This is a genomic window from Promicromonospora sp. NPDC060271 (assembly GCF_042726755.1).
Taxonomy (GTDB): Bacteria; Actinomycetota; Actinomycetes; order Actinomycetales; family Cellulomonadaceae; genus Promicromonospora.
This window is the reverse complement of the sequence record NZ_JBHXBG010000035.1, coordinates 1-24672: the sequence shown is the minus strand read 5'-3', so window position 1 is coordinate 24672 and position 24672 is coordinate 1. Positions and strand designations below refer to the sequence as shown.

The following is a 24672-nucleotide window of genomic DNA, read 5'->3' as shown; positions in this document are numbered from 1 at the left end:
AAACCGCCTCGACCCGTGGTTCGGCGCGTACGCGGCGCGGGCGCACGGCATGCGGGCCTCGGAGATCCGGGCGCTCTTCTCGGTCGCGAACCGTCCCGAGGTCGTGTCGCTCGCGGGTGGCATGCCCTACCTCGAGGGTCTCCCCCTCGAGGTCATCGCGGACACCATGCAGCGGCTCATAGCCACCAAGGGGACAACCGCCCTGCAGTACGGCTCGGGCCAGGGCGAAGAGAGCCTGCGTGAGCACATCACGCAGGTCGTCGCGCTCGAAGGTGTCTCGGCCCATCCCGACGACGTCGTCGTCACCACCGGCTCGCAGTCCGCGCTCGACCTGGTGACCCGCATCTTCATTGACCCGGGTGACGTCGTCGTCGCCGAGGCTCCGTCCTACGTCGGAGCGCTCGGCGTGTTCCGGTCCTACCAGGCCGACGTCGTCCAGGTGCCGCTCGATGCCGACGGCCTCGTCCCCGCGGAGCTCGACGCGACGCTGACCCGCCTCGCGTCCGAGGGCCGCCGCGTGAAGTTCCTCTACACCGTGCCGACGTTCCAGAACCCCGCGGGTGTCTCGCTCTCCGCCGGGCGTCGCCCGCTGCTGCTGGAGATCTGCCGCCGGCACGGTGTCCTCGTGGTCGAGGACAACCCGTACGGTCTGCTCGGCTTCGACGAGGAGCCCCTGCCCGCGCTGCGTTCCTACGACGGCGACGGCGTGCTGTACCTCGGGTCGTTCTCCAAGACGTTCGCCCCGGGATACCGGGTCGGTTTCGTGATCGCGCCGCACGCGGTGCGCGACAAGCTGGTCCTGGCGAGCGAGTCCGCGGTCCTGTCCCCCTCCAACGCCTCGCAGCTCGCCGTGGCGACCTACCTCGAGACATGCGACTGGAAGGCGCAGATCAAGGCGTACCGAGAGCTGTATCGCGAACGGCGCGACGCCCTGGTGGGCGCGCTCGGTGAACATCTCCCGAGTGCGTCATGGAACGTGCCGAAGGGCGGGTTCTTCGTGTGGGTGCGGCTGCCGGAGGGCCTAGACTCCCGCGCGATGCTTCCCCGAGCCGTCACCGCGCGCGTGGCATACGTCCCCGGCACGGCGTTCTACTACGACGGCAGCGGCTCCGACCACATGCGGCTGTCGTTCTGCTTCCCCACGCCGGAGCGTATCCGCGAGGGAGTGCGTCGGCTGGCGGGCGTCGTCAACGGCGAGGCCGAGCTGGTGCAGATCTTCGGCACGGCGGGGCGACCCGATCCCGACACGGACGACGTCGAGAGCCCCGCTCCGGACCTGGCGTGACGCCGCGCGCGACGCCGGGAGTGCAGGTCACCCAGGAGGTCGGGCTGTCTGGCACGATGGCAGCTGACCCGTCGATCCCAACCGAGTGAGTCTCTCGATGACCAGTTCCGCCCCTGCTCCGTCCGCACCGGCGTCCGCCGGCGCCACGGGCTCGCCCAAGCGCCCTGACGGCCCCGATGCCACGGACAGCACTCCCCTGGTGGTCATCCTCGCCGGCGGCCTGTCGCACGAGCGGGACGTCTCGCTCCGGTCGGGCCGGCGGGTCGCGGAGGAGCTGCGCTCCACCGGTCTGGAGGTCGTGCTGCACGACGTCGACGCCGACCTCCTGGCGTTCCTCCGCGACACCCGCCCCGACGTCGTCTGGCCGCTGCTGCACGGCACGTCCGGCGAGGACGGCTCGGTACGCGACGTGCTCGACATGCTCGGCCTGCCGTACGTGGGCACCGGCCCGCGCGCCAGCCGTGCGGTCTGGAACAAGCCGATCTCCAAGGCGGCCCTGCTCGATGCGGGACTCTCGACGCCCGACTACGTGACGCTCCCCCAGAGCCTCTTCCGGGACCTAGGGGCGCAGCCGGTGCTCGACACGGTGGTGCGGCGGCTGGGGCTGCCACTCGTGGTCAAGCCGACGGAGGGCGGCTCTGCGCTCGGCGTCACCGTCGTGACCCGGACGGAGGACCTGCCGCGAGCGATGGTGGAGTGCTTCGCCTACGGGGAGACAGCGCTCATCGAACAGGCCGTCATCGGCACCGAGCTGGCCGTCAGCGTGATCGACGGACCCGGTGGGCCGGAGGCGCTGCCCGCCGTGGAGATAGTCGCCGACGGTGGCTACGACTACGCCGCTCGCTACGTCGCCGGCGAGACCGAGTTCTTCGCACCCGCCCGGCTCACGCCGGACCAGGCCGCGCTGGTGTCCGACGTCGCGGTCCGTGCCCACGAGGCTCTGCACCTGCGTCACCTGTCGCGTACCGACCTGATCCTCGACGCCTCGGGTACCGCCCAGATCCTCGAGGTCAGCGTGGCGCCGGGCATGACAGAGCTGTCCGTCCTGCCCCAGGCGATCGCGGCGAGCGGTCGGGACCTCGCGGCGCTGTACCGCAAGATCGTCGACACGACGCTGGCTCCGGCGTCCTGACGTCTTCGCCCGCGGCCGGAACGACGCCGGGCCGGCACCTCCCTCTGCGGAGATGCCGGCCCGGCGTCGTTGTGTGTACTTCTCCCGCTTCCGTGGTTCCGCTGCAGCGGGTCAGTCGCCAGTGGGCGGCTTCAGGAGGCCGCGCTCCTCCGGAGCCATCACATTGAGGATCCGGTTGAGGTCTTCGACGGAGGCGAACTCGACGGTCATCCGGCCCTTGGTCTTGCCGAGCGACACCTTGACCCTCGTCTCGAACCGGTCGGAGAGCCGTGTCGCCAGCTCGTCCACCGCTTCGCTGCGGGTGCCGGCACGCGGCGCCTTGCGGGTCTTGCCGTTGCCGCCGTCGGACTCGGTCAACATGACGATCTCCTCGGTAGCGCGTACCGAGAGCCCCTCCGACACGATGCGCTGAGCGAGCCGTTCGATCTCCGCGCCGTCGCTCAGACCGAGGAGTGCGCGAGCGTGCCCGGCCGAGAGCACACCGGCGGCGACGCGTCGCTGCACCAGCGGAGGCAGCCTGAGCAGACGCAGGGTGTTCGAGATCTGGGGACGGCTGCGTGCGATCCGGTTGGCGAGCTCTTCGTGCGTGCAGCCGAAGTCGTCGAGGAGCTGCCGGTAGGCCGCCGCCTCCTCGAGCGGGTTCAGGTCCGAGCGGTGCAGGTTCTCCAGGAGCGCGTCCCGGAGCATGTCGCCGTCGTCGGTCTCCCGGACGATCGCCGGGATGGTCTCGAGCTGGGCTGCCTGCGTCGCGCGCCAGCGCCGCTCACCCATGATGAGCTCGTACTCACCAGGGTGCTCCTTGTCCGGGCGGACGACGATCGGCTGGAGCACGCCGATCTCCCTGATCGACTCGACCAGCTCGTCGAGGTCTCCTTCATCGAAGACGGTGCGGGGCTGCCAGGTGTTCGGCCGGATCGCCGTGACGGGCAGCTCGGCGAAGCGCGCCCCCGGAACCGGGAGCAGGTCCCCTGTTTCACGTGAAACAGGGGAGGTCTCGCCTTCATCGCGGCTGAAGAAGGTGTCGTCGAGCGCGGACGCGCCACTGCTCTCCGCGGCGTCGTTCGCGACCGAGAGTCGGCCGCTCGCGATCGCGGAGTCCCACTTCACGGTGCTCGGACGAGGACCGTTTGTCTTGACGGACTTCTTCTCCGTCACGGGCTCCGCTGAGACGGTGTCCACAGCGATGGTGCTCACCGGCACCTCGTCGGTCGCGTCCAGGGCCGGTGACGGACGCTCCTCCACCACGGTCGCGACCGAACCGCCCAGTGCGTAGTCGGCGCCGTCGGTCTCGCCCGGCCCTGTTCCGGCGCCGAGCTCATCCGGCTCGGGACCCGTCGGGATCAGGGCGCCCAGGCCCCGCCCGAGCCCGCGTCGCTTCGCACTCATCGTGTCTCCTCGTCGGTTCCGGTCTCGCGCCCCGCGCGGACAGGCTTCGTCTCCATCGCCACGGTCCGCGTCGCGTCCCGTGCTTCACTGCACACCATCAGTCCTGCGCTCCGACCGGCTCCGCCTGCATGGCGCGGCGCGGGCTCGAACCACCCTGGCCCCGCTCGGCCAGTTCACGGGATGCCTGAAGGTACGCCAGTGCCCCCGTGGATGTCGCGTCGTAGGTCATCACCGTCTGGCCGTAGCTCGGTGCCTCTGAGATGCGCACCGACCGCGGGATCGTCGTCTTGAACGTCTCGGCCGGAAAGTGCGAACGGACCTCGCCCGCGACCTGCTGTGCGAGGTTGGTGCGACCGTCGTACATCGTCAGCAGGATCGACGAGACACGAAGCTCAGGGTTGAGGTGGGAGCGGATGAGGTCGATGGTCTTGAGCAGCTGGCTCAGGCCCTCGAGCGCGTAGTACTCGCACTGGATCGGTATGAAGACCTCGCGGCCTGCCACGAACGCGTTCACCGTAAGGAGACCCAGGCTCGGCGGGCAGTCGATGAGGACGTAGTCGATCCGTTCCTCGCCGGCGGCGACTCTGTCGGCAAGGTACTTGTCGATCGCCTTCCGGAGCCTTGTTTCACGTGAAACGAGCGAGACGAGTTCGATCTCGGAGCCCGAGAGGTCGATCGTCGCCGGAACCCCCCACAGGTTCGGGACGTCGGGGCACTGCTGGATCGTGCTGGCCAGCGACTCTCCCTCCACGAGGATCTCGTACACGGACGGCGTCCCGGCGCGGTGCTCGATACCCAGCGCCGTGGAGGCGTTGCCCTGTGGGTCGTTGTCGATCACCAGTACGTTCAGGCCGGACTGGGCCAGGCCTGCGGCGACGTTCACCGTGGTCGTCGTCTTGCCGACGCCGCCCTTCTGGTTAGCCACCGTAATGATGCGCGTCTTCGGCGGGCGCGGGAATCGCCGCCCCTGGAGCTCGATGCGTCGGCGAGCGTCCATCGCCAGCTCGGCGGCGACAGGCGTCGTATCGTCAACGGCCGGAACGGTTGCGATGAGGGCTGATCGGCGCTCGTCATCGCCACCGTGCGGGCCGCCCGTGGGCTGCTGCGTGCCATTGGGCGTCTGCGGCGACCGGGATGTTTCACGTGAAACACCAGGAGCGGAGAGGCCCTGCACAGGAATCGGATCCGTCACGCGGCCACTGTAATCGTTGGCCACGTCTTCTGGCTCGGACTCCGGCTCTCTTTCTCTGTCGAAATGTGTGAATTCCGCGTCCACGAGAACCACCGACTCGTCATCGTCGATCGGCGTGAGCGGTCCGAGGACTGCGGGCGCGGCGTTCACCGCCGCGTCGAGAGCCTCGCTCGCCCGACGGATCGCGTCGGCCGGTACAGGCCGGTCGGACGGCAGTTCCTCCATCTGATCGGGATCGATGGCGGACGTCGCGCCGGTCCCCCACTCGGTCGTGCTGGGGTCCACGGCAGGCTCCAGCGCTTCGGTCGGTTCGGCCGACTCCGTCACAGCGGTCATGTGTGGTTCCTGGTCTTCGGTCTCGGAAGCGGGCATCGTCACGGACTCGATCAGCTCGCTCAGGGCGGCGCCGCTCTTGCCCTCATCACCGGGACGGTCCTGGCCCCAGACCTGGTCCCGCGTTGCGTCACCAGCGATCACGGGCTGAGGCGGCGCCATGTCCTCGGACGAGATGGGCGGCACTTCGTGGTTCTCCGCGCGGGCGGTCGCCGTCGCGACTGCCGGAAGTTCGACTCCCGCCGGCTCGGCGTGCTCTGCCTCGGCCACGCCGGGCACCGGCGCACCAAGGCCCTCGGCATCTGGGCCTGCTGCACCGGCTCCGGGCTCAGCGGTGCTGGCGTCCCCAGATCCGATATCCAGATCGTTGTCGGCGCCTCGGGGTCTGTCGGCTGCCGCAGTCTCTAGCTCATCCACCTGTCCCGACGCCTCGGGCGCTTGGCCATTCGTGTGGCTGCCGACGCCTCCGGGCTGCCCTGCGAGCGCTGCCTGCGAGCGAGGTTCGTCGCCAGGACCAACAGTCTGTTCCTGGAGGTCGTCCCGGGATTCAGGAGGTCCCGGCGGGCCCTCGTCCTCGATCAGCACACTGGCCAGGTCTCCGTCAGGCGCGGGCGAGGTATCCGCCTCCCCACTGCCGGCATCCGATTCGAGCCGGTCATCGACTGCGGTGACGGGCGCCGCCAGGGCTGGCGCGGTGGCAGCCGGCGGAACTCCCCCCGTTGCGGGCTCCGCCAGGACGGAGGCCGGTTCGGAAGCGGACGAGCCGGGCACCGTTGTGGAGGCAGCAGACGCCGCAACGGACTTGGCTGCCGCTACTCGCTTGGACTTTCGTCTGAAGAAGCACACGCGAGTAACGCTAAGGTCGGCGACCTGTTCGGCGCCGTCGAAACGCCGACCTCACGGTGATCGGTTCCACTCTTCGACAGTATTGAGGCCCGTCCGGTGCGCGGTGCCGAGATTGGGCGGCGCCGAGCCCGAAAGGTGCCCGGTGTTCGTTCCGGCGCCGAGGGTGGCCTGCCGGTCAGGTTTCACGTGAAACAGCCCTCCGGTGCTGGACCCAGGTCGCGCGCGACAGCCCCGCACCCATCGTCGGTTTCACGTGAAACGAGCCGGCCGACTCGACGACATCGCACGTCGGCAAGAGGGCCACATATGGCACTCCCCTGTCAGCGTCTGCTATCGGCGAGGTCTCACGGTCGTCCGGAGAGAGTCTTGACCGCCGCGCCCAGCAGTCCTCGGATAACGCGGACCTTGCTCGCTTCCGAACAGAACGGGAGCGGCCACCCTCGGGCGGCCGCTCCCGTTCCACGTGAAACATTCTCCTCGCGAGGACTACTTCCCCCGGCGCACCCGCACGATCGTCGTGGACTCCACACCCTCGACGGTAGAACCCTCAAGGATGTCCGGATCACCCGCCGCGTACTTCCGCAGGACCTTGCGGGCTGGTTCGATCTCTTCCGCGACACTGCGGCCCTTGAGGATCACCATCTCCCCGCCCACGCGGACGAGCGGCATGCTCAGCCGAACCAGCTTGGACAGTGCGGCCACCGCTCGGGATGTCACGGCGTCGACCTCGAACGCGCCGTGATACTCCTCCGCCCGGCCGCGTTTCACCTCGACGTTCGTCAGGCCGAGTTCGGCCACCACCTCGGACAGCCACGTCGTCCGTCGTTCCATCGGTTCGACGAGGATCACCTCGAGCTGCGGGCGCATCAGCGCCAGCACCACGCCTGGCAGCCCTGCGCCTGATCCGATGTCGGCCACCGATCCCGAGGTCGGGAGGAACGGTACGACCGCGGCGGAGTTCAGGATGTGCCGCTCCCAGATGCGCGGCACCTCGCGAGGCCCGATCAGGCCTCGAAGCTCGCCCTGGTCACGGAGCATCTCGGCGTAGTGGGCGACGCCGTCGTACGCATCGCCCAGGAACGCCTTGACGCTGTCGCTCGTACCGAGCGTGTCGCCGTCGGGCACCACAGTGTCTCCGCCGGGCATCTCCTGTGCCGCCACGTCCGAACCCTCCACGTCTCGTCCTCCAGTCGCTGTCGAAGTAGCCAAACAAACCGAGGGCCGGTGCACGTCCTCGGGGACGCACACCGGCCCTCGGTCGAGGCCGATAGTTCAGTCGGTGACCGCTGCCGACGTCCCCGCCGGCTGAACCACCACATACCGCTCGGGCTCCACACCACGCGAGTCACTGACCAGCCCGGCGGCCGCCACCGCGTCATGCACCACCTTGCGCTCGAACGCGTTGAGCGGCTCGAGCTCGACCTCCTCGCCAGAGCTGCGCACCTGCTCCACCGCAGCCTCTGCGATCCGCGTGAGGTCGGCGCGGCGAGCGGCCCGGTAACCGCCGATGTCGAGCATCAGCCGGCTGCGCTCCCCTGTGCGGGTCTGTACCGCCAGGCGCGTGAGCTCCTGCATGGCGTCGAGCACCTCGCCCTCGCTTCCGATGAGGTGGGCCAGCGACCTGGGGTCGTCGGCCACCACCTCGACCGCGGCACGATCGTGCTTGATATCGAGGTCGATGTCGCCGTCAAGGTCGGCGATGTCGAGGAACTCCTCGAGGTAGTCGGCCGCGATCTCGCCCTCTTCTTCGAGGCGCTTGGTCCGGTCCTCTGGATCCACGACAGGAGCCTCGGGCTCAGGTGTAGCCGTACCTGTGCTCGCGTTCATCGTGCCTTCCTCCTACTTCTTCTGCTTGCGCTTGCTCGACGCCGTCGGGGTGGACCCGGGCGCCGTGCCGGACGGCTTCGGCTTCGAGCCCGGCTGCTTCGCCGGCGTCGTACCGGCCTGCTTGGGCTTCGAGCTGGACTGCTTGCCGGGGGCCGATTCAGACGTCGTCTCCGGGACGGCGTCCTGCGGTGCCGACTGCGCGACGGCGGGACGCGGGGACGGCGCGCCCTTCTGCCGGTCCTTGCGCTTGGGCTGCACGCGCTGGCCGCTCTTGGGCTGCTCCACCACGGGGGTCGCGTCCTCGATCACCGCGCCGGACTTGGCGGCGCGCTTGGCGGCCTTCGCTGCCTGGCGCTCCTTCATCTGCTTCTCCGCGATGGAGCCAGGCGTCGGCATGCGCTTGATCGTGTAGTACTGCTGACCCATGGACCAGAGGTTGGTCACCGTCCAGTAGATGAGGACACCCACCGGGAAGTTCACGCCCGAGATCGCGAAGACGATGGGCAGCATGTAGAGCATGAGCTTCTGCGTCTGCGCCATCGGGCCCTCGAGGGCCGCCGGAGGCATGTTCTTCATCGTGAGCTGGCGCTGCGTGGTGAAGGTCGTGACGCTCATCGCGACGATCAGCGCGATGACGACGGCGCGGGAGACCCACGAGTCGGTCTGCAGGAAGACGTCGCTGAGCTGCGCACCGAAGAGCGTCGACGACTCGATGTCACCGGCCACCGACTGGGTGATCGGCCCGATGGGGTCGGCGTTGCCCTCAGAGATCGCCTTCAGGCCGTTCAGCACGCGGAACAGCGCGAAGAAGATCGGCGACTGGAGCAGGATCGGCATGCAGGACGCGAACGGGTTCGTCCCGTGCTTCCGGTACAGCTCCATGGTCTCGCGCGTCATGTTCTCGCGAGACGCCGGGTCGGTCTTGCCCTTGTACTTCTTCTGCACGGCCTGGAGCTCGGGCTGGATCATCTGCATCCCGCGCGAGGCCTTGATCTGCTTGAAGAACAGCGGGATCAGCACGATCCGTATGACGATCACCAGAGCGACGATCGACAGCACCCACGCCGTACCTGGACCTGCCGACATGCCGAGCGTCGTGAAGAGCCAGTGCGACCCGTAGATGATCCAGGCCACGACCCATTCGATCGGGTAGAGAAAAGCGAAGAAGTCCATCGGTCAAGAAGCTCCAGAGTCGGTGACGCAAAGTCTGCGGGTGGGTGCGGGTGCCGTGCCGGCGACAGGGCCGGGGCAGGTCAGCCCTCGGCGTGTGTGTGCGTGCCGCGCACGGGCGGCACGTCGTCGACGCCACCGAGACTCCACGGGTTGCACCGCAGCAGGCGCCACAGCGCGAGACCCAGCCCGCGCACGGCACCGTGACGACGCAAGGCGATCAAGGTGTACTGCGAGCAGGAGGGGTAGTACTTGCAGCTCGGAGGGCTCATCGGGCTGATGAACGCCTGGTAGAAGCGCACCATCCCCACGAGGAGGGTCACCGGGAGCCTGCCGATCAACGAGGGCTCGCGCGACGCTGCCTCACCCTCGGGTGCGGGGGCGGTGGTCATCTCTTCCCGTCTCCGGTGGCGCGTGCGACCGCACGGCGCAAGCAGGAGTCGAGGTCGCGTTCAAGATCGGCATATGTTGCGGCCGACGACGGCGGTAGTGCGCGCACGACGGCTCGGGCGGTGCTCGGCAGAACCGAGAGCTGCCCGGCCGCGGCGGCGCGGAGCCGACGCTTCACCAGATTGCGCTGCACGGAGTTGCCCACAGCCTTGGAAACGACAAAACCGACCTGTGGAGTTCCCGATCCTCGGTCCGAGACGTTCTCGTCCGGTACCAGGAGGTGAACCACCACGGTCGATCGACCTGCACGCGTGCCGCGGCGCACCGTCCGCTCAAAGTCGACGGTACGGCGCAGTCGGTGCGCCGCGGGCAACATGGCTCAGGCTGAGAGCTCGGCGCGACCCTTGCGGCGACGGTCCGCCAGGATGGCGCGGCCGGCGCGGGTGCGCATGCGCAGCCGGAAACCGTGGGTCTTTGCACGCCGGCGGGTGTTCGGCTGGAAGGTCCGCTTGCTCACGAGGTACTCCAAGAACGTCGGGGTAGGCACACCGTCTGTCCTCGACGATGCAGTGAATGTCGGCCGGTCGATACAGCGATCGGCCTCGCCGACCCGGGGGCCTGCTCCACTGGTCGTGGTCGACGTCGAAGGACATGACCCGAATCCATATGTGGGCGCGCAGAAGTACCTGGAACGGCTGTATGACGTTACGCCGCCGAGGCCCTCCGGGTCAAACCAGAACGGCGGGATCATGCGTGTCGGACGCGCCACATCGGGCGCCTCGACGGGACCGCACGTGAGCCTCGTGACCTGCCCCTGTATCACCTGTCCAGCGGTGATCCTGACAATCCACAACCTGTGGACAACTGTGTGGGCGGTGCTCCATCATGGCAGACTCCAAGACACCCCCAGCACCCGCAGGACCCCGCGCACAAGACGAAGGAAAGCCAGTGGCCAACCCGGACGAGAACATCGGCGACGTCTGGGCACAGACCCTGACGGCGCTCGAGGCCCGGCCCGACATGAGCCCTCGGCAGCTCGCCTTCATCCGTCTGGCCAAGCCGATGGCCGTGCTGGACGACATGGTCTTCATCGCCGTACCCCATGAGCAGACCCGTACCTATCTGGAGACCGCGGTTCGCGACGACCTCGTCTCCGCGATGTCGTCGGTCCTCGGGCGGGACGTGCGCTTCGGCATCACCGTGGATCCCGAGCTGAGCAGCCGTACGCTCGCCGGACCCTCGCAGATCTCAGGGCCGGCAACTCTCTCGCTCGAGCACGAGCCGCCGGAGCCCGAGCAGGCGCAGATGCCTGTCGCCCCGCAGCCGGCGCCGAAGCCGTCGGCCGAGCCCACCCGGCTGAACCCGAAGTACATCTTCGAGACGTTCGTCATCGGTTCGTCCAACCGGTTCGCTCACGCGGCCGCCGTCGCCGTGGCCGAGGCACCCGCCAAGGCGTACAACCCGCTCTTCATCTACGGCGACTCAGGACTCGGCAAGACCCACCTGATGCACGCCATCGGGCACTACGTCCACAACCTCTACCCGCACATCCGGGTGCGATACGTGAACTCGGAGGAGTTCACCAACGACTTCATCAACAGCATCGGCGAGGGCAAGGCAGGTGCGTTCCAGCGCCGGTACCGCGACGTCGACGTGCTCCTCATCGACGACATCCAGTTCCTGCAGGGCAAGGAACAGACGATGGAGGAGTTCTTCCACACCTTCAACGCGCTGCACAACGCCAACAAGCAGGTGGTGATCACGTCGGACGTCCCACCGAAGCAGCTCAACGGCTTCGAGGACCGTCTGCGCTCCCGCTTCGAGTGGGGCCTCATCACCGATGTCCAGCCCCCCGACCTCGAGACCCGCATCGCGATCATGCGGAAGAAGGCGGCGAGCGAGCACCTCGACGTGCCGGCGGAGGTCCTCTCCTACATCGGCTCGCGGATCTCGACGAACATCCGCGAGCTGGAGGGTGCGCTGATCCGCGTCACCGCGTTCGCCAACCTCAACCGCCAGCAGGTCGACCTGGCGCTGGCGGAGATCGTCCTCAAGGACCTCATCACCGATGACGACGACACCGCGGAGATCACGCCGGCCGTCGTCATCGCACAGACCGCCGCGTACTTCGGTCTGACCATCGACGACCTGTGCGGCTCGTCCCGGTCGCGCGTGCTCGTGACCGCCCGGCAGATCGCCATGTACCTGTGCCGCGAGCTCACGGACCTGTCACTGCCCAAGATCGGCCAGCAGTTCGGCGGGCGCGACCACACCACCGTCATGCATGCGAACAAGAAGATCGCGGGCCAGATGGCGGAGCGCCGCTCGACCTACAACCAGGTCACCGAGCTCACGAGCCGGATCAAGCAGCAGCAGCGCGGCTGATCCGAGAAATCTTCGCGCGGCGTTCTGAAATCGGACGACGCGCTACTTTTCGCACCTGTCCCCACCCCTGTGCACAGCCCGACCGGTGCACGGGGGTGTTGCATATCTGCACCTCCACAGCTCTATCCACACGTGGAACGGCGGGTTGCCGCGGATCCGCTCGGCTCGTCCCCAGCCCTGTGCATGCCCGCTGTGCAGAACTTGGCTCATGACCCTGACCTGCCAATACACACCTGGGGACAAGGCTGTGGACGGCTGTGGACGACGGGCCATTTTCTGTGGGCGGGGACCCTCGAATCGGTGGACAGCCTGTGTGTACAAATCGAGCGTCCACAAGTGCCCCCAGTTCTTGCACAGTTGGGCCCACAGCTCCTCCACAGGAGAAAACGGCCTCTGACCTGCACGAAGACCTGATATCCCCAGAATCCACAACCCCTACTACGACTACGACATCTATCTCTAAGAGGGAATCCACGCGCCTTCATAAGGCGGTCCGGGCGTTCGGCACACCTCATCGAACATTAGTACTAAGCCCCGCACGAAGTCCATCCACAACCTGTGCCGCTCGAGTGCCACGCGCTCGGCAACTCGCGTAGGGTTTCCCTCGACAGTCCAGGAACAAGAGGAGATGCAACGGCATGAAGTTCAGGGTCGAGCGCGACGTCCTCGCCGATGCCGTGACGTGGACCGCTCGCACGCTCCCCACGCGTCCGCCGGCTCCAGTCCTTGCCGGTGTCCGCATCGAGGCAGACGCTCAGGGCGTCATCAACCTGGCCAGCTTTGACTACGAGACGTCCGCGCGGTCCGAGATTCCCGCCGAGGTGGCAGAACCAGGCACGGTCCTGGTCTCGGGCCGCCTGCTGGCCGAGATCTCGCGGGCACTGCCCAACAAGCCGGTGGATGTCGCCCTTGAGGGCAACAAGGTCGTCGTCACCTGTGGTGCGAGCCGGTTCACGCTCCTCACCATGCCTGTGGACGAGTACCCGGCCCTGCCCGGCCTCCCAGAGGTCAGCGGGACGGTATCCGGCGACGCGTTCACGCACGCCGTCGCCCAGGTGACTGTCGCGGCGAGCCGTGACGACACCCTGCCGCTGCTGACCGGTGTGCGCGTGGAGATCGAGGGCGAACGCATCACGCTGCTCTCCACGGACCGCTACCGCCTGGCACTTCGCGAGCTCACCTGGACCCCGGCCACCCCTGGCTTCTCCGCGGTGGCACTCATCCGAGCTCGCACGCTGAACGACGTCGCGAAGTCGCTCGGCTCGGGCGGGCTCGTGAACGTCGGGTTGTCCACAGGCCAGGGTCTCGACCTTGTGGGTTTCGAGGCCGGCGGCCGCCAGACGACCTCGCAGCTCGTCGAGGGCGACTACCCCGCCGTCCGCCGGCTCTTCCCCGACAGCACGCCGATCCATGCCGTGGTCGCGACAGCACCTCTGATCGAGGCCGCGAAGCGCGTGAGCCTGGTTGCGGAGCGCAACACGCCGATCCGTCTCTCGTTCAGCGACGGCCAGGTCGTGCTGGATGCCGGGCACGGTGACGACGCGCAGGCGTCCGAGGCGCTGGAGGCCGTGCTGGTGGGCGAGGACATCGCCGTGGCGTTCAACCCGCAGTTCCTGCTCGACGGGCTCGGCGCGCTGGGCACCGACTTCGTCCGGCTCTCGTTCACGCACCCCAACAAGCCGGTCGAGTTCACCGGCCAGGGCAGCCTGGACGGCGAGGACGACTCCGCCTACCGGTACCTGCTGGTCCCGATCCGCTTCACGGGCTGACGGCTCGGGGCTCTCCAGCGGACCGCCCCGTTATCCACAGCCCACAACCGTCAGGTTGGACAGCCAGCCTGCAGCAAGGACGGCCGCCACGAGCGAGCCCGTCGATCGACCTGGAGGAATCACGCACATGGTCACCCACATCGGCCTGGTCGGCCTGGGCAAGATGGGCAACAACATGCGGGCCCGCCTGCGCAAGGGCGGCATCGAGGTCACCGGGTTCGACCCGCGGCCGGAGGTCTCGGACGTCCCCACGCTCGCTGACCTGGCAGCTGCCCTTCCGGAGGACAAGCGGGTCGTCTGGGTGATGGTTCCCGCCGGCGAGCCGACGCGCGGTGTGCTCGACCAGCTCGCCGAGATCCTCGACGAGGGCGACATCGTGATCGAGGGCGGCAACTCGCACTACGTCGAGGACCAGGAGCGTGCCGCCGAGCTCGCCAAGAACGGCATCGGTTACCTCGACGTCGGTGTGAGCGGTGGCGTCTGGGGGCTGGAGAACGGCTACGGCCTGATGGTCGGTGGCGCTGCCGCCGACGTCGAGTCGGTCATGCCGGTCTTCGACGCGCTGCGCCCGGAAGGCCCCCGCGAGGAGGGCTTCGTCCACGCGGGCGGCGTCGGCGCCGGTCACTACGCCAAGATGGTCCACAACGGCATCGAGTACGGCCTCATGCAGGCATACGCAGAGGGTTACGAGCTGCTCGCGGCCAAGTCCGACATCATCTCCGACGTGCACGGCACGATGAAGGCCTGGAGCCGCGGCACCGTCGTACGGTCCTGGCTCCTCGACCTCATGGTCAAGGCGCTCGAGCAGGACCCGAAGCTCGCCCTCCTGGACGACTGGGTCGACGACTCCGGCGAGGGCCGGTGGACCGTGGACGAGGGAATCGACCTGGCGGTTCCGCTGCCCGTCATCTCGGCCGCGCTGTTCGCCCGCTTCGCCTCCCGCCAGGAGCAGTCGCCTGCCATGAAGGCGGTCGCCGCGCTGCGTCAGCAGTTCGGTGGGCACGCGGTGAAGTCGGCCGAGTAGCGCGCGGGACGTACGATCACCTACCGATGTACGTCTCCCACCTCTCCCTGCTGGACTTCCGGTCGTACGCCTCGGCCGACGTGGTGCTCGAACCCGGGGTCAACGCGTTCGTAGGGCGCAACGGCCGGGGCAAGACCAACCTCGTCGAGGCGATCGGCTATGTCGCGACGCTAGGTTCCCATCGAGTGGCCACCGACGCGCCGCTCATCCGGTCAGGCGCCGACCGCGCCGTCGTGCGGACGCGGATCGTCCGCGGGGACCGGGCGAGCACCGTCGAGCTGGAGATCACCCAGGGCAAGGCGAACCGTGCACGTATCAACAGGGGCCAGGCGGTGCGGGCTCGGGACGTGCTTGGGGTGTTGCGCACGGTGCTCTTCGCCCCTGAGGACCTCGCCCTGGTCAAGGGAGAGCCGGACGGCCGACGGCGGTTCATGGACCAGCTGCTGGTCCTGATGATGCCGAGGGTGTCCGCTGTGCTCTCGGACTACGAGCGGGTGCTCAAGCAGCGGTCCGCACTGCTCAAGTCGGCGCGAGCAGCACGAAGGTCTGGTGGCTCGTCGAGGGCGGAGAGTGCTGCTGCGGAGCTCGCGACCCTCGACGTCTGGGACGCGCGGCTCGCCGAGCTCGGCGCGGAGATCCTGTCGTTGCGAATTCAGCTGGTCGAGGTGCTGCGCCCTGCGGTCGCCGCCGCGTACGAGCAGGTGAGCGACGCAGACGGGGACGCGGAGATCGCGTACCGGTCGTCGCTGCCCGCCCTTTCGGCGGGCAATCCACCGGAGTTGTCCACAGGGACTGGGGATAACTTTGCCGATGTCGGACAGCTGCGCGACATGCTGCTGGAGGCCCTGGTCACAGCCCGACCGCAGGAGCTGGAACGAGGAGTGAGCCTGGTCGGCCCACACCGCGACGACCTCGTCCTGACGCTCGGCGGGTTGCCGGCCAAGGGCTACGCGAGTCACGGCGAGTCCTGGTCGTTCGCGCTCGCGCTGCGCCTCGCATCATTCCGACTCCTCGGCGGAGATCCGCAGAATTCGGCGGATTCACCCGCTTTCTGGGACCCGGAGCTCGGTACCGACGCCGATCCCGTCCTGATCCTCGACGATGTGTTCGCCGAGCTCGACGTCAGGCGCAGGCAACGGCTCACCGACCTGGTGCTGCCGGCTCGCCAGGTACTGGTGACGGCAGCCGTGGCCGAGGACATTCCCACTGCCCTGGACGGCGTACGGTTTCACGTGGAACCCGGGACGGTGACTCGTGACTGACAACTCTCCACAGGGGCCTGTGGATAACTCTGAGCCCTCTTTGACACCACCCTCCGAGGTGGCGCGCGCCGCTCTGAACCGGGCCAAGGCCGCGGCTCGAGCACGCGGTCTGCGGCCGGGATCGCCGTCACGCAGGTCTCCCCTGGCCGAGCCGCGGTCGAGCGGATCGGGCCCGGGCGCCCGCGATCCTCAGCTGCTCGGCACGCTCGTCGGGCGACTGCTGCGCGAGAAGGGCTGGACCGAGGACGTCTCGGTGGGTGGGGTGATGGGCCGGTGGCGCGAGGTGGTGGGTCCCGAGATCGCCGACCACTGCACACCGGAGACCTTCGAGGACAAGGTGCTCGTGGTCCGCGCGGACTCGACGGCCTGGGCGACCCAGCTCCGGCTGCTCGTACCCACGCTGCGCAGGCGCATGGCCGAGGAGATCGGCGAGGGCGTGGTCGAGGAGGTCACAGTGCTCGGCCCTGCCGGCCCCGGATTCCGCAAGGGCCCACGCTCCGTGCGCGGCCCGGGCCCGCGCGACACCTGGGGCTGACCTCGTCGGTCCCGCCCTCCGACCTCGTGCACCGGCGCACGTCGTGTCCGCGGAAGGAAGTGCAAAGGGCTCCCCGGCTTCTGCCGGGGAGCCCTTCCTCGCTCAGCTGCGCCGAGGGTCAGCCAGGTACTACGTGGTCACGCGCTCTGCATGCGCTTGCGGGCCCAGACCAGGGCGACGCCACCGGCGGCGAGCAGCGCGGCGAACGCGACAGCGCCACCGACGGTCGCACCGGTCGCGGCGAGCACCGGGGGCTCCTCAGCGGCAGGGCTGGGCGAAGCTGACGGCTCGTCGGACGGCACGGGAGCCGGCGGGACGGATGCCTCGTCGGTGGGCGCCACGGACGGCTCCTCCGAGGGCTCGGGCTCCGTGACGGGGGGCTCGCTCGGCGACGGCTCCGGGGTCGGCACGGCCGTGACGCACGGCTCGATGGTCCCGCCGAAGTCCTCGACGCCCTGGCCGTCAGGAGAGTCGTACGAGACGGTCCAGGTGTGCGCCACCGTCGCGTCGAGGGTGTCCCACTTGTTCGCGTAGCTGTACTCGTACTGCGGCTGGTTCTGGCCGGACTTGTAGCCGACCTCCTCGAACGTACCGGACTCGACCTCTGCGCCGTCGATGGTGACGACGACCGAGGCGCCGGCGGGGTACATGTTGGCCGTGGCAGAGACGAACGAGACGCCGGCTGCGGCGTCGCAGCCCGCTTCGGCTCCGGGGATGTGAGCGGACGCGGAGGTCGCGCCGACGACGATGCCGCCGAGGGTGAGTGCGGCGAGGGCGCCGCCCGCGAGAAGTTTCTTCACTGTGAAGTCCTTCGAGAGAGACTGGGCGCAAGTTGCGCAAATGACCGGTCGGCGCTATTAGAGCAGAAAACGGCAAATCAACGAAATGTCACCCTCTGCCCGTAAATTGGCTAACCTTCGGCAGCCCCTGGCATGACGCTTCGCGGACCCTCCGGAGGATGTCCGGCCGGCGGTGGCGAACACGTGTGCGAGCCTCGGTGGTGGTGCGTCCCCCGACCTCGATCAGGGAGTCGAGGTCGGTCCGGCGGAGTGCCTGGCGGCCCTCTCAGGACCCCTTCAGGAGTGCAAAAATCACCCTGTGGAGAAAGGTTGTGGAGGAGTGGCTACAAACGGCCTCGGATCCCGGGTTTTCGCCGCTCAGAAGGTAGTATGAGGGGGTCAACCGCGCCGGGTCCCAGGATCGTCCTGAGGCCCGGAACGCTGAGCACCGACGAGCCGTCGGATCGTACGTCAGCACCCGAGCAAGGCATGAACCCAGGTGGGTCCGAGCCGCTCGTGCAGCCGCTGGTACATCCGTCGTCGTGCACATCGTGTGCCTGAAAGACGAGGAGCAACCCCGCCCGTGACAGAGCGAATCGACGGCGGCTACGACGCCGGGAACATCACAGTCCTGGAAGGTCTCGAGGCCGTTCGTAAGCGACCGGGCATGTATATCGGATCGACCGGTGAGCGTGGGCTCCACCACCTTGTGTACGAGATTGTGGATAACGCTGTGGACGAGGCCCTCGCGGGCCACGCCACGGAGATCGACGTCCGGCTGCTGCCGGACGGTGGTGTGCGCGTCACCGACGACGGCCGAGGCATCCCGGTCGCGATGCACCCGACAGAGGGCAAGCCCACGCTCGAGGTCGTCATGACCATCCTGCACGCGGGCGGCAAGTTCGGCGGCGGCGGCTACGCCGTGTCCGGCGGCCTGCACGGCGTCGGCATGTCCGTGGTGAACGCGCTGAGCTACCGGTTCGTGTCGGAGGTCCGCCGCGACGGGTACAACTGGCGCCAGGAGTACACCGACGGCGGCAACCCGATCACGGGCGTGGAGCGGCTCGAGCCGCTCGGCCCCGACGAGGGCACCGGCACCACCCAGACGTTCTGGGCCGACGGGACGATCTTCGAGACCACCGAGTACGACTTCGAGACGCTGCGTGCCCGGTTCCAGCAGTACGCGTTCCTCAACAAGGGCCTGAAGATCACGCTCACCGACGAGCGCGCCGGCCATTCGTCCGCCACCGACGAGGTGACGGGTGCCGAGCGCGAGGCGGCCGCGGACGACGTGGTCGCCGCCGAGAGCGGGTCGTCGGCCGACGGACAGGAGCCCGGCTCGGAGTCGGACGGCTGGCGCACCGTCACGTACAAGTACGACAACGGTCTGATGGACTACGTCCACCACCTCAACTCCGCGAAGCGCGTCGAGCTCATCCACCCGGACGTGATCTCGTTCGAGAGCGAGGACACGGAGCGCAAGATCGCCGTCGAGGTCGCTCTGCAGTGGACCAGCGCCTACAGCGAGTCGGTGCACACGTTCGCGAACACGATCTCCACCACCGAGGGCGGGACGCACGAGGAAGGCTTCCGTGCGGCGATGACCACGCTGGTCAACAGCTACGCACGGGACAAGAACATCATCAAGGAGAAGGACGAGAACCTCACGGGTGACGACATCCGGGAAGGCCTCACCGCCGTCATCTCCGTGAAGCTCGGCGAGCCGCAGTTCGAGGGCCAGACCAAGACGAAGCTCGGCAACACGGAGGCCAAGACTTTCGTGCAGCGCGTGGTGCGCGAGCAGCTCGTCGACTGGTTCGACGCGCACCCGAACGAGGCACGTGACGTCATCCGCAAGGCGATCTCTGCCTCGCAGGCCCGCATCGCGGCACGCAAGGCGCGCGAGGCGACCCGTCGAAAGGGCGTCCTGAACGGCGGCGGTATGCCTGGCAAGCTCAGGGACTGCCAGTCGCGGTTCCCCGACGAGTGCGAGATCTACGTCGTCGAGGGTGACTCGGCCGGCGGTTCCGCGGTGCGCGGGCGCAACCCACACAACCAGGCGATCCTCCCGCTGCGCGGCAAGATCCTGAACGTGGAGCGCGCGCGGCTCGACAAGGCGCTGTCCAACGCGGAGGTCCAGGCGCTGATCACCTCGTTCGGCACGGGTATCGGCGAGGACTTCGACATCTCGAAGCTCAAGTACCACAAGATCGTGCTCATGGCCGACGCCGACGTCGACGGCCAGCACATCTGCACCCTGCTGCTCACCCTGCTGTTCCGCTACATGCGCCCGCTCATCGAGCACGGTCACGTGTACCTCGCGCAGCCGCCGCTGTACCGGATCAAGTGGAGCAACGCCCCGCACGACTACGTGTACTCGGACCGGGAGCGCGACGCGTTCCTCGAGGCCGGCACCGCACAGGGCAAGCGGATCCCGAAGGACAACGGGATCCAGCGGTACAAGGGCCTGGGCGAGATGGACTACTCCGAGCTCTGGGACACCACGATGGACCCGGACCACCGGACGCTGCTGCAGGTGACCATGGACGACGCGGCCGCGGCCGACGAGATCTTCTCGGTGCTCATGGGCGAGGACGTCGAGTCCCGCCGCACGTTCATCCAGCGCAACGCCAAGGATGTGCGGTTCCTTGATATCTGAGGAGCGAGCTTGCGAGCCCCGCAGGATATCAACGTGGGTAGAGCCAGCTGAGGGATGAGCTCGCGAGCGACAAGCTCGCGCGCCCCGGCACGACCGCCCACCCGGGCGGCCGGCGTCGGACACGGACATGGCGGCCCAGGAGACGAAGTGACACGCCCACCGGCGTGGAGAGGAAGTACAGACGGTGACGGACGAGACCCCCGGCGTGGAGAACTCCGACGACGGCATTCCGATGGAGGACGCCCGAGTAGCGGTGCACCACGGCCGTGTCGAGCAGGTCGACCTTCAGCTCGAGATGCAGCGGTCGTACCTCGACTACGCGATGAGCGTGATCGTGGGCCGCGCGCTGCCCGACGTGCGGGACGGCCTCAAGCCGGTCCACCGCCGCGTCATCTACGCGATGTACGACGGCGGCTACCGCCCGGACCGCGCGTACTCCAAGTGCTCGCGTGTCGTGGGCGACGTCATGGGTAAGTACCACCCCCACGGCGACACCTCCATCTACGACACCCTGGTACGCCTGGTCCAGGACTGGGTGCTGCGCTACCCGCTGGTCGCGGGCCAGGGCAACTTCGGCTCGCCCGGCAACGACCCGGCCGCCGCCCCGCGGTACACCGAGTGCAAGATGGCGCCGCTCGCCCTCGAGATGGTGCGCGACATCGAGAAGGGCACCGTCGACTTCCGGCCGAACTACGACGGGCGGACCCAGGAGCCGGTGGTCCTGCCGTCGCGCATCCCGAACCTCCTGGTCAACGGGTCGGCCGGCATCGCGGTCGGGATGGCGACGAACATCCCGCCGCACAACCTGCGGGAGGTCGTCGACGGCGTGCGGTGGCACCTGGCCAACCCCGACGCCTCCCGCGAGGAGCTGCTCGAGGCACTCCTGGAGCGCATCAAGGGCCCGGACTTCCCGTCCGGCGCGCAGATCCTCGGGCACAAGGGCATCGAGGACGCCTACCGCACGGGACGTGGCTCCATCACGATGCGTGCGGTCGTCAGCGTCGAGGAGATCCAGAACCGGATCTGCCTGGTGGTGACCGAGCTGCCGTACATGGTGAACCCGGACAACCTGGCGTCGAAGATCGCCGACCTCGTCAACGACGGCCGGATCAACGGCATCGCGGACATCCGCGACGAGACGTCCGGCCGCACCGGCCAGCGCCTCGTGATCGTCCTCAAGCGCGACGCCGTGGCGAAGGTGGTGCTGAACAACCTCTACAAGCACACGCCGCTGCAGGAGAACTTCAGCGCGAACATGCTGGCGCTGGTCGACGAGGTGCCCCGCACGCTGAGCATCGACGCGTTCGTGCGCCACTGGACCACGCACCAGATCGAGGTCGTGCGCCGGCGCACCGAGTACCTCCTCAAGGAGGCGCAGGACCAGATCCACATCTACGAGGGCTACCTCAAGGCCCTCGACGCGCTCGACGAGGTCATCGCGCTGATCCGCCGCTCCCCCGACGCGGACGAAGCACGCACGGGCCTGATGGAGCTGCTCACGATCGACGAGCTGCAGGCGAACGCGATCCTGGCGCTGCAGCTGCGTCGACTGGCGGCGCTCGAACGACAGAAGATCCTCGACGAGCACGCCAAGCTGCGGCTCGCGATCGACGACTACCTGGACATCCTCGCCACGCCGGCGCGCCAGCGGGCCATCGTGGGCGACGAGCTCAACGAGGTGACCGAGCGCTGGGGCGACGAGCGCCGCACGACGATCCTTCCGTACGACGGCGACATGTCGATGGAGGACCTCATCCCCGAGGAGGACGTGGTCGTCACCATCACGCGTGGCGGTTACGCCAAGCGGACTCGCACGGACAACTACCGCTCGCAGAAGCGCGGCGGCAAGGGTGTGCGCGGCGCGCAGCTGCGCGAGGACGACATCGTGGACCACTTCTTCACGACGACGACCCACCACTGGATGCTGTTCTTCACCAACCTGGGCCGGGTCTACCGCGCCAAGGGTTACGAGCTGCCCGAGGGTGGCCGTGACTCCAAGGGTCAGCACGTCGCGAACCTGCTGGCCTTCCAGCCCGGTGAGAAGATCGCCCAGGTCCTCGACATCCCCGACTACGAGGCCGCTGAGTACCTGGTCCTCGCCACGCGGCGCGGGCTCGTGAAGAAGACCCGTCTGAGCGAGTACAACTCACCGCGATCCGGTGGCCTCATCGCGATCAACCTGCGGGAGGACGAGGCCGGCGCCGCGGACGAGCTCGTCTCGGCCCGCCTCGTGAACGCTGACGACGACCTCATCCTCGTCTCCCGCAAGGGCCAGTCGATCCGCTTCCATGCGGACGACGAGTCGATCCGCCCGCTGGGCCGTGCCACCTCGGGCGTCACGGGGATGAAGTTCCGGGAGGACGACGAGCTGCTCTCCGCCGCCGTGGTCATCGACGGAGCCGACCTCTTCGTCGTCACCGAGGGCGGTTTCGCGAAGCGCACCCGCATCTCGGAGTACCGGGTCCAGGGCCGTGGTGGTCTCGGTATCAAGGTCGCCAACCTCGTAGAGGCACGCGGTGACCTCGTGGGCGCACTGGTCACGTATGCCGACGACGAGGTGCTGGTCATCATGGAGCGCGGCAAGATCGTGCGTTCCGCGGTCGCCGAAGTTAACCTCACCGGCCGGAACACGCAGGGGGTAACCTTCGCAAAGCCGGACAAGGGCGACAGGATTATCGCCGTCGCGCGCAACGCGGAGCGTGAGGACGCGGGCGATGCGACAGGTGCTGTGGACGAGATCTCCGACGGCGACTCCGCCGAGCGGGTTACCGTGGAAGAGACTCCGACCCCTGATGAAGTTCCGAGCACCCCTGAGGACAGCACCGGACGCGAGGACAGCTGATGACGAGTGACAAGAGCGGGCCCGTGCGCACGGCGTCGCCCGACCTCGACGAGGACCTGGAGATCACCAGGGATCGCAAGGAGGTGACCGGGGAGCAGGCTTCGGCCGAGACCCCCGACCCGAAGCAGGCGGAGGCGACCGCGAGCAAGAGCTCGGCGTCGACGAAGGCTGACGCCGCCGAGACCGGCGCCGCCCCGAGTGGCTCTGGTGCGGCGAGCGAGGACGCCGACCCGCCGGCCGCGGTTCCTGCCCCGTCGACGAAGCGTCCTGGGCCTGGTGCGGCACCGGTGGCGCCGGCACCGGAGGCGTCGAGCATCCCGACGACGGGTGGGGTCTGGCGTTCCGCGTACGAAGCGGGCCGCGCAGGCAAGGATTCCAAGCCGGCCGCTCCTGCGGCTCCGGCCGTGCCAGCGGCCCCGGCCGCACCGGCCAAGCCGGCCGCTTCGGCTTCGCCCGAGCAGGCCACCCCGCCCGCACCCTCCGCTCCGACCACGCCGACGGGCAGCGAGCCCGTAGCTGGTTCCGGTGTCGACTCGTCGAAGTCCGACGTCCCGGCTCCGGTGTCCGACGCCACCGCGAAGTCGTGGAACCGCGTCTCGGCACCGACCGCTCCGCCGGCACCACCCACCGCGACGTCGGAAGGTGCAGACGGCGTCCGAGCAGGCGCGATGAAGGCAGCTCAGGCTGCCCTCGACGCGGCCCGCAGCGCAGCCAAGAAAGTGACGTCGATAATGCCCGACGACGACGCGCGGCCGGCAACGCCCGCGAACGAGACCACCGCTCGGCCCGAGATGCACTACACGGCGGCCGGAGTGCGCGGAACGGCCACTCCGGCCACGCCGCAGGCCACGGGTGCTGCGCCTCGGACACCGTCGGAGCCGACTCCCGAGGCACCTCGCTCTGCTCCGGCCGGACCGCGCCGGGTGCGCCTCGCCATCTCTCGTGTGGACCCCTGGTCCGTCATGAAGCTGGCGTTCCTGCTGGCCGTGGCGGTCGCGATCATGACGGTGGTCGCCACCGCGGTGTTCTGGTCGGTGCTGAACAGCCTCGGCGTGTTCACCACCATCCAGGACTTCGTGAAGGACGCCGTCGGGCCGCAGAGCGACGTCAACCTCACGCAGTTCGTCGAGTTCCCGCGCGTCATCTCGCTGGCGACTCTGATCAGCATCTGTAACATTGTCTTGTTGACGGCGATCGCCACGATCATGGCTTTCCTGTACAACATCACCGCAGCACTCGTCGGCGGCGTGCACATGACGCTGACCGACGACTGACGCCGCTACGGCGTCACCCAGAGCGTTCTCGTGCGCTGCTGCGCACGACTCGATGCACGTCACACCGCGAACCGCGTTTTCGGTTTGGGACATCGTCCCGACCTGGGGTAATCTCCAGTGTCGCGGCAGCGTGCGGAACGCTCGCCCGGGGCTATAGCTCAGACGGTTAGAGCGCTTCCCTGATAAGGAAGAGGTCGGAGGTTCAAGTCCTCCTAGCCCCACTCCCGGACCTGCAGAGGCTCCTCAGGAGGAACTCGTGAAGAAGCTGCTTATAGTGCTGCTCGCTGCTGGAGCCGGCTACATCCTCTGGCGCAAGCTGAGCGAGGACGCCGCGGGCCGCGATCTGTGGTCCGAGGTCACCGACTCGCTCGACTGAGCGGCTCGCAGAGGGGCCATGGCGCAATTGGTAGCGCACCTGCTTTGCAAGCAGGGGGTTGGGGGTTCGAGTCCCCCTGGCTCCACCCGCAATGACCTGCGGCGACACTCTCGCCGCAGGTCTTTTTTGTGCCCCGGTTCGGACCGAGGGCGTGGACTGGATTCGCCCGCTCCGGGTGTGACAGGAGGGCCTGGCCGCTCTGGCCC

20 protein-coding genes and 2 tRNA genes are annotated in these 24672 nt (G+C 68.3%); 13 read left to right on the top strand and 9 right to left on the bottom strand.

What is annotated here, in order from left to right; translation table 11 throughout:
* Positions 1-49: 49 nt before the first annotated feature.
* Both ACFWE2_RS08120 and ACFWE2_RS08115 read left to right on the top strand, forming a co-directional pair.
* Positions 50-1285 (top strand): PLP-dependent aminotransferase family protein, encoded by a 1236-nt coding sequence (locus ACFWE2_RS08120; protein WP_377223711.1) that lies wholly within the window; start codon positions 50-52, stop codon positions 1283-1285.
* Positions 1286-1382: 97 nt separating this feature from the next.
* A complete protein-coding gene (locus ACFWE2_RS08115) occupies positions 1383-2417 on the top strand; it encodes a D-alanine--D-alanine ligase (protein WP_377223703.1) in 1035 nt (344 codons plus the stop codon).
* A gap of 111 nt (positions 2418-2528) precedes the next feature.
* Here ACFWE2_RS08115 and ACFWE2_RS08110 read toward each other — a convergent pair whose 3' ends face one another.
* The 8 genes from ACFWE2_RS08110 to rpmH all read right to left on the bottom strand — a co-directional run bounded on the left by ACFWE2_RS08110 (position 2529) and on the right by rpmH (position 10078).
* The gene (locus tag ACFWE2_RS08110; RefSeq protein WP_377223702.1) at positions 2529-3803 is read right to left on the bottom strand and encodes a ParB/RepB/Spo0J family partition protein; all 1275 of its coding nucleotides are present in this window, start codon (positions 3801-3803) and stop codon (positions 2529-2531) included.
* A 97-nt stretch (positions 3804-3900) separates the two neighbouring features.
* Positions 3901-5598: a ParA family protein gene (locus ACFWE2_RS08105; RefSeq protein WP_377223701.1), complete on the bottom strand. Its 1698-nt coding sequence runs from the start codon at positions 5596-5598 to the stop codon at positions 3901-3903.
* 1062 nt (positions 5599-6660) lie between these two features.
* A complete protein-coding gene (gene rsmG, locus ACFWE2_RS08100) occupies positions 6661-7320 on the bottom strand; it encodes a 16S rRNA (guanine(527)-N(7))-methyltransferase RsmG (protein WP_377223710.1) in 660 nt (219 codons plus the stop codon).
* A gap of 126 nt (positions 7321-7446) precedes the next feature.
* Complete coding sequence (locus ACFWE2_RS08095; protein WP_377223700.1) at positions 7447-8001, bottom strand: protein jag; 555 nt, start codon at positions 7999-8001, stop codon at positions 7447-7449.
* 12 nt (positions 8002-8013) lie between these two features.
* Positions 8014-9174, bottom strand: coding sequence for a membrane protein insertase YidC (yidC, locus tag ACFWE2_RS08090; protein ID WP_377223699.1), 1161 nt, complete (start codon positions 9172-9174; stop codon positions 8014-8016).
* 80 nt (positions 9175-9254) lie between these two features.
* Positions 9255-9563: a membrane protein insertion efficiency factor YidD gene (gene yidD / locus ACFWE2_RS08085; protein WP_377223698.1), complete on the bottom strand. Its 309-nt coding sequence runs from the start codon at positions 9561-9563 to the stop codon at positions 9255-9257.
* Positions 9560-9937 carry a ribonuclease P protein component gene (gene rnpA / locus ACFWE2_RS08080; protein ID WP_377223697.1) on the bottom strand — a complete coding sequence of 126 codons (378 nt, stop codon included), beginning with the start codon at positions 9935-9937 and terminating at the stop codon, positions 9560-9562. The genes yidD and rnpA overlap by 4 nt, the downstream gene beginning before the upstream one ends.
* 3 nt (positions 9938-9940) lie before the next feature.
* Positions 9941-10078 (bottom strand): 50S ribosomal protein L34, encoded by a 138-nt coding sequence (gene rpmH / locus ACFWE2_RS08075; RefSeq protein WP_108493057.1) that lies wholly within the window; start codon positions 10076-10078, stop codon positions 9941-9943.
* 431 nt (positions 10079-10509) lie between these two features.
* Here rpmH and dnaA point away from each other — a divergent pair, with 431 nt between their 5' ends.
* The 5 genes from dnaA to ACFWE2_RS08050 all read left to right on the top strand — a co-directional run bounded on the left by dnaA (position 10510) and on the right by ACFWE2_RS08050 (position 16536).
* Entirely contained in the window at positions 10510-11946 is a 1437-nt protein-coding gene (gene dnaA, locus ACFWE2_RS08070) for a chromosomal replication initiator protein DnaA (protein ID WP_377223696.1), read from the top strand.
* Between the two features lie 638 nt (positions 11947-12584).
* On the top strand, positions 12585-13715 hold the full coding sequence (dnaN, locus tag ACFWE2_RS08065) for a DNA polymerase III subunit beta (protein ID WP_116677406.1): 1131 nt from the start codon (positions 12585-12587) through the stop codon (positions 13713-13715).
* 127 nt (positions 13716-13842) lie between these two features.
* The gene (gene gnd / locus ACFWE2_RS08060) at positions 13843-14739 is read left to right on the top strand and encodes a phosphogluconate dehydrogenase (NAD(+)-dependent, decarboxylating) (protein ID WP_377223695.1); all 897 of its coding nucleotides are present in this window, start codon (positions 13843-13845) and stop codon (positions 14737-14739) included.
* A 26-nt stretch (positions 14740-14765) separates the two neighbouring features.
* Positions 14766-16001 carry a DNA replication/repair protein RecF gene (recF, locus tag ACFWE2_RS08055; protein ID WP_377223694.1) on the top strand — a complete coding sequence of 412 codons (1236 nt, stop codon included), beginning with the start codon at positions 14766-14768 and terminating at the stop codon, positions 15999-16001.
* Between the two features lie 40 nt (positions 16002-16041).
* A complete protein-coding gene (locus ACFWE2_RS08050) occupies positions 16042-16536 on the top strand; it encodes a DUF721 domain-containing protein (RefSeq protein WP_377223693.1) in 495 nt (164 codons plus the stop codon).
* A gap of 137 nt (positions 16537-16673) precedes the next feature.
* On the opposite strand, the gene ACFWE2_RS08045 is transcribed toward ACFWE2_RS08050, so the two are convergent.
* Entirely contained in the window at positions 16674-17336 is a 663-nt protein-coding gene (locus ACFWE2_RS08045) for a hypothetical protein (protein WP_377223692.1), read from the bottom strand.
* A gap of 562 nt (positions 17337-17898) precedes the next feature.
* Between ACFWE2_RS08045 and gyrB the strand changes: the two genes are divergently transcribed.
* The 6 genes from gyrB to ACFWE2_RS08015 all read left to right on the top strand — a co-directional run bounded on the left by gyrB (position 17899) and on the right by ACFWE2_RS08015 (position 24551).
* On the top strand, positions 17899-19974 hold the full coding sequence (gyrB, locus tag ACFWE2_RS08040; protein WP_377223691.1) for a DNA topoisomerase (ATP-hydrolyzing) subunit B: 2076 nt from the start codon (positions 17899-17901) through the stop codon (positions 19972-19974).
* Between the two features lie 184 nt (positions 19975-20158).
* The gene (gyrA, locus tag ACFWE2_RS08035) at positions 20159-22816 is read left to right on the top strand and encodes a DNA gyrase subunit A (RefSeq protein ID WP_377223690.1); all 2658 of its coding nucleotides are present in this window, start codon (positions 20159-20161) and stop codon (positions 22814-22816) included.
* Positions 22816-24090, top strand: coding sequence for a DUF3566 domain-containing protein (locus ACFWE2_RS08030; protein WP_377223689.1), 1275 nt, complete (start codon positions 22816-22818; stop codon positions 24088-24090). The genes gyrA and ACFWE2_RS08030 overlap by 1 nt, the downstream gene beginning before the upstream one ends.
* Positions 24091-24237: 147 nt before the next feature.
* A tRNA-Ile gene (locus ACFWE2_RS08025) sits at positions 24238-24311 on the top strand.
* A 35-nt stretch (positions 24312-24346) separates the two neighbouring features.
* Complete coding sequence (locus tag ACFWE2_RS08020) at positions 24347-24466, top strand: DLW-39 family protein (RefSeq protein ID WP_377223688.1); 120 nt, start codon at positions 24347-24349, stop codon at positions 24464-24466.
* Positions 24467-24478: 12 nt separating this feature from the next.
* Positions 24479-24551: transfer RNA gene (locus tag ACFWE2_RS08015), tRNA-Ala, on the top strand.
* Positions 24552-24672 lie beyond the last annotated feature (121 nt).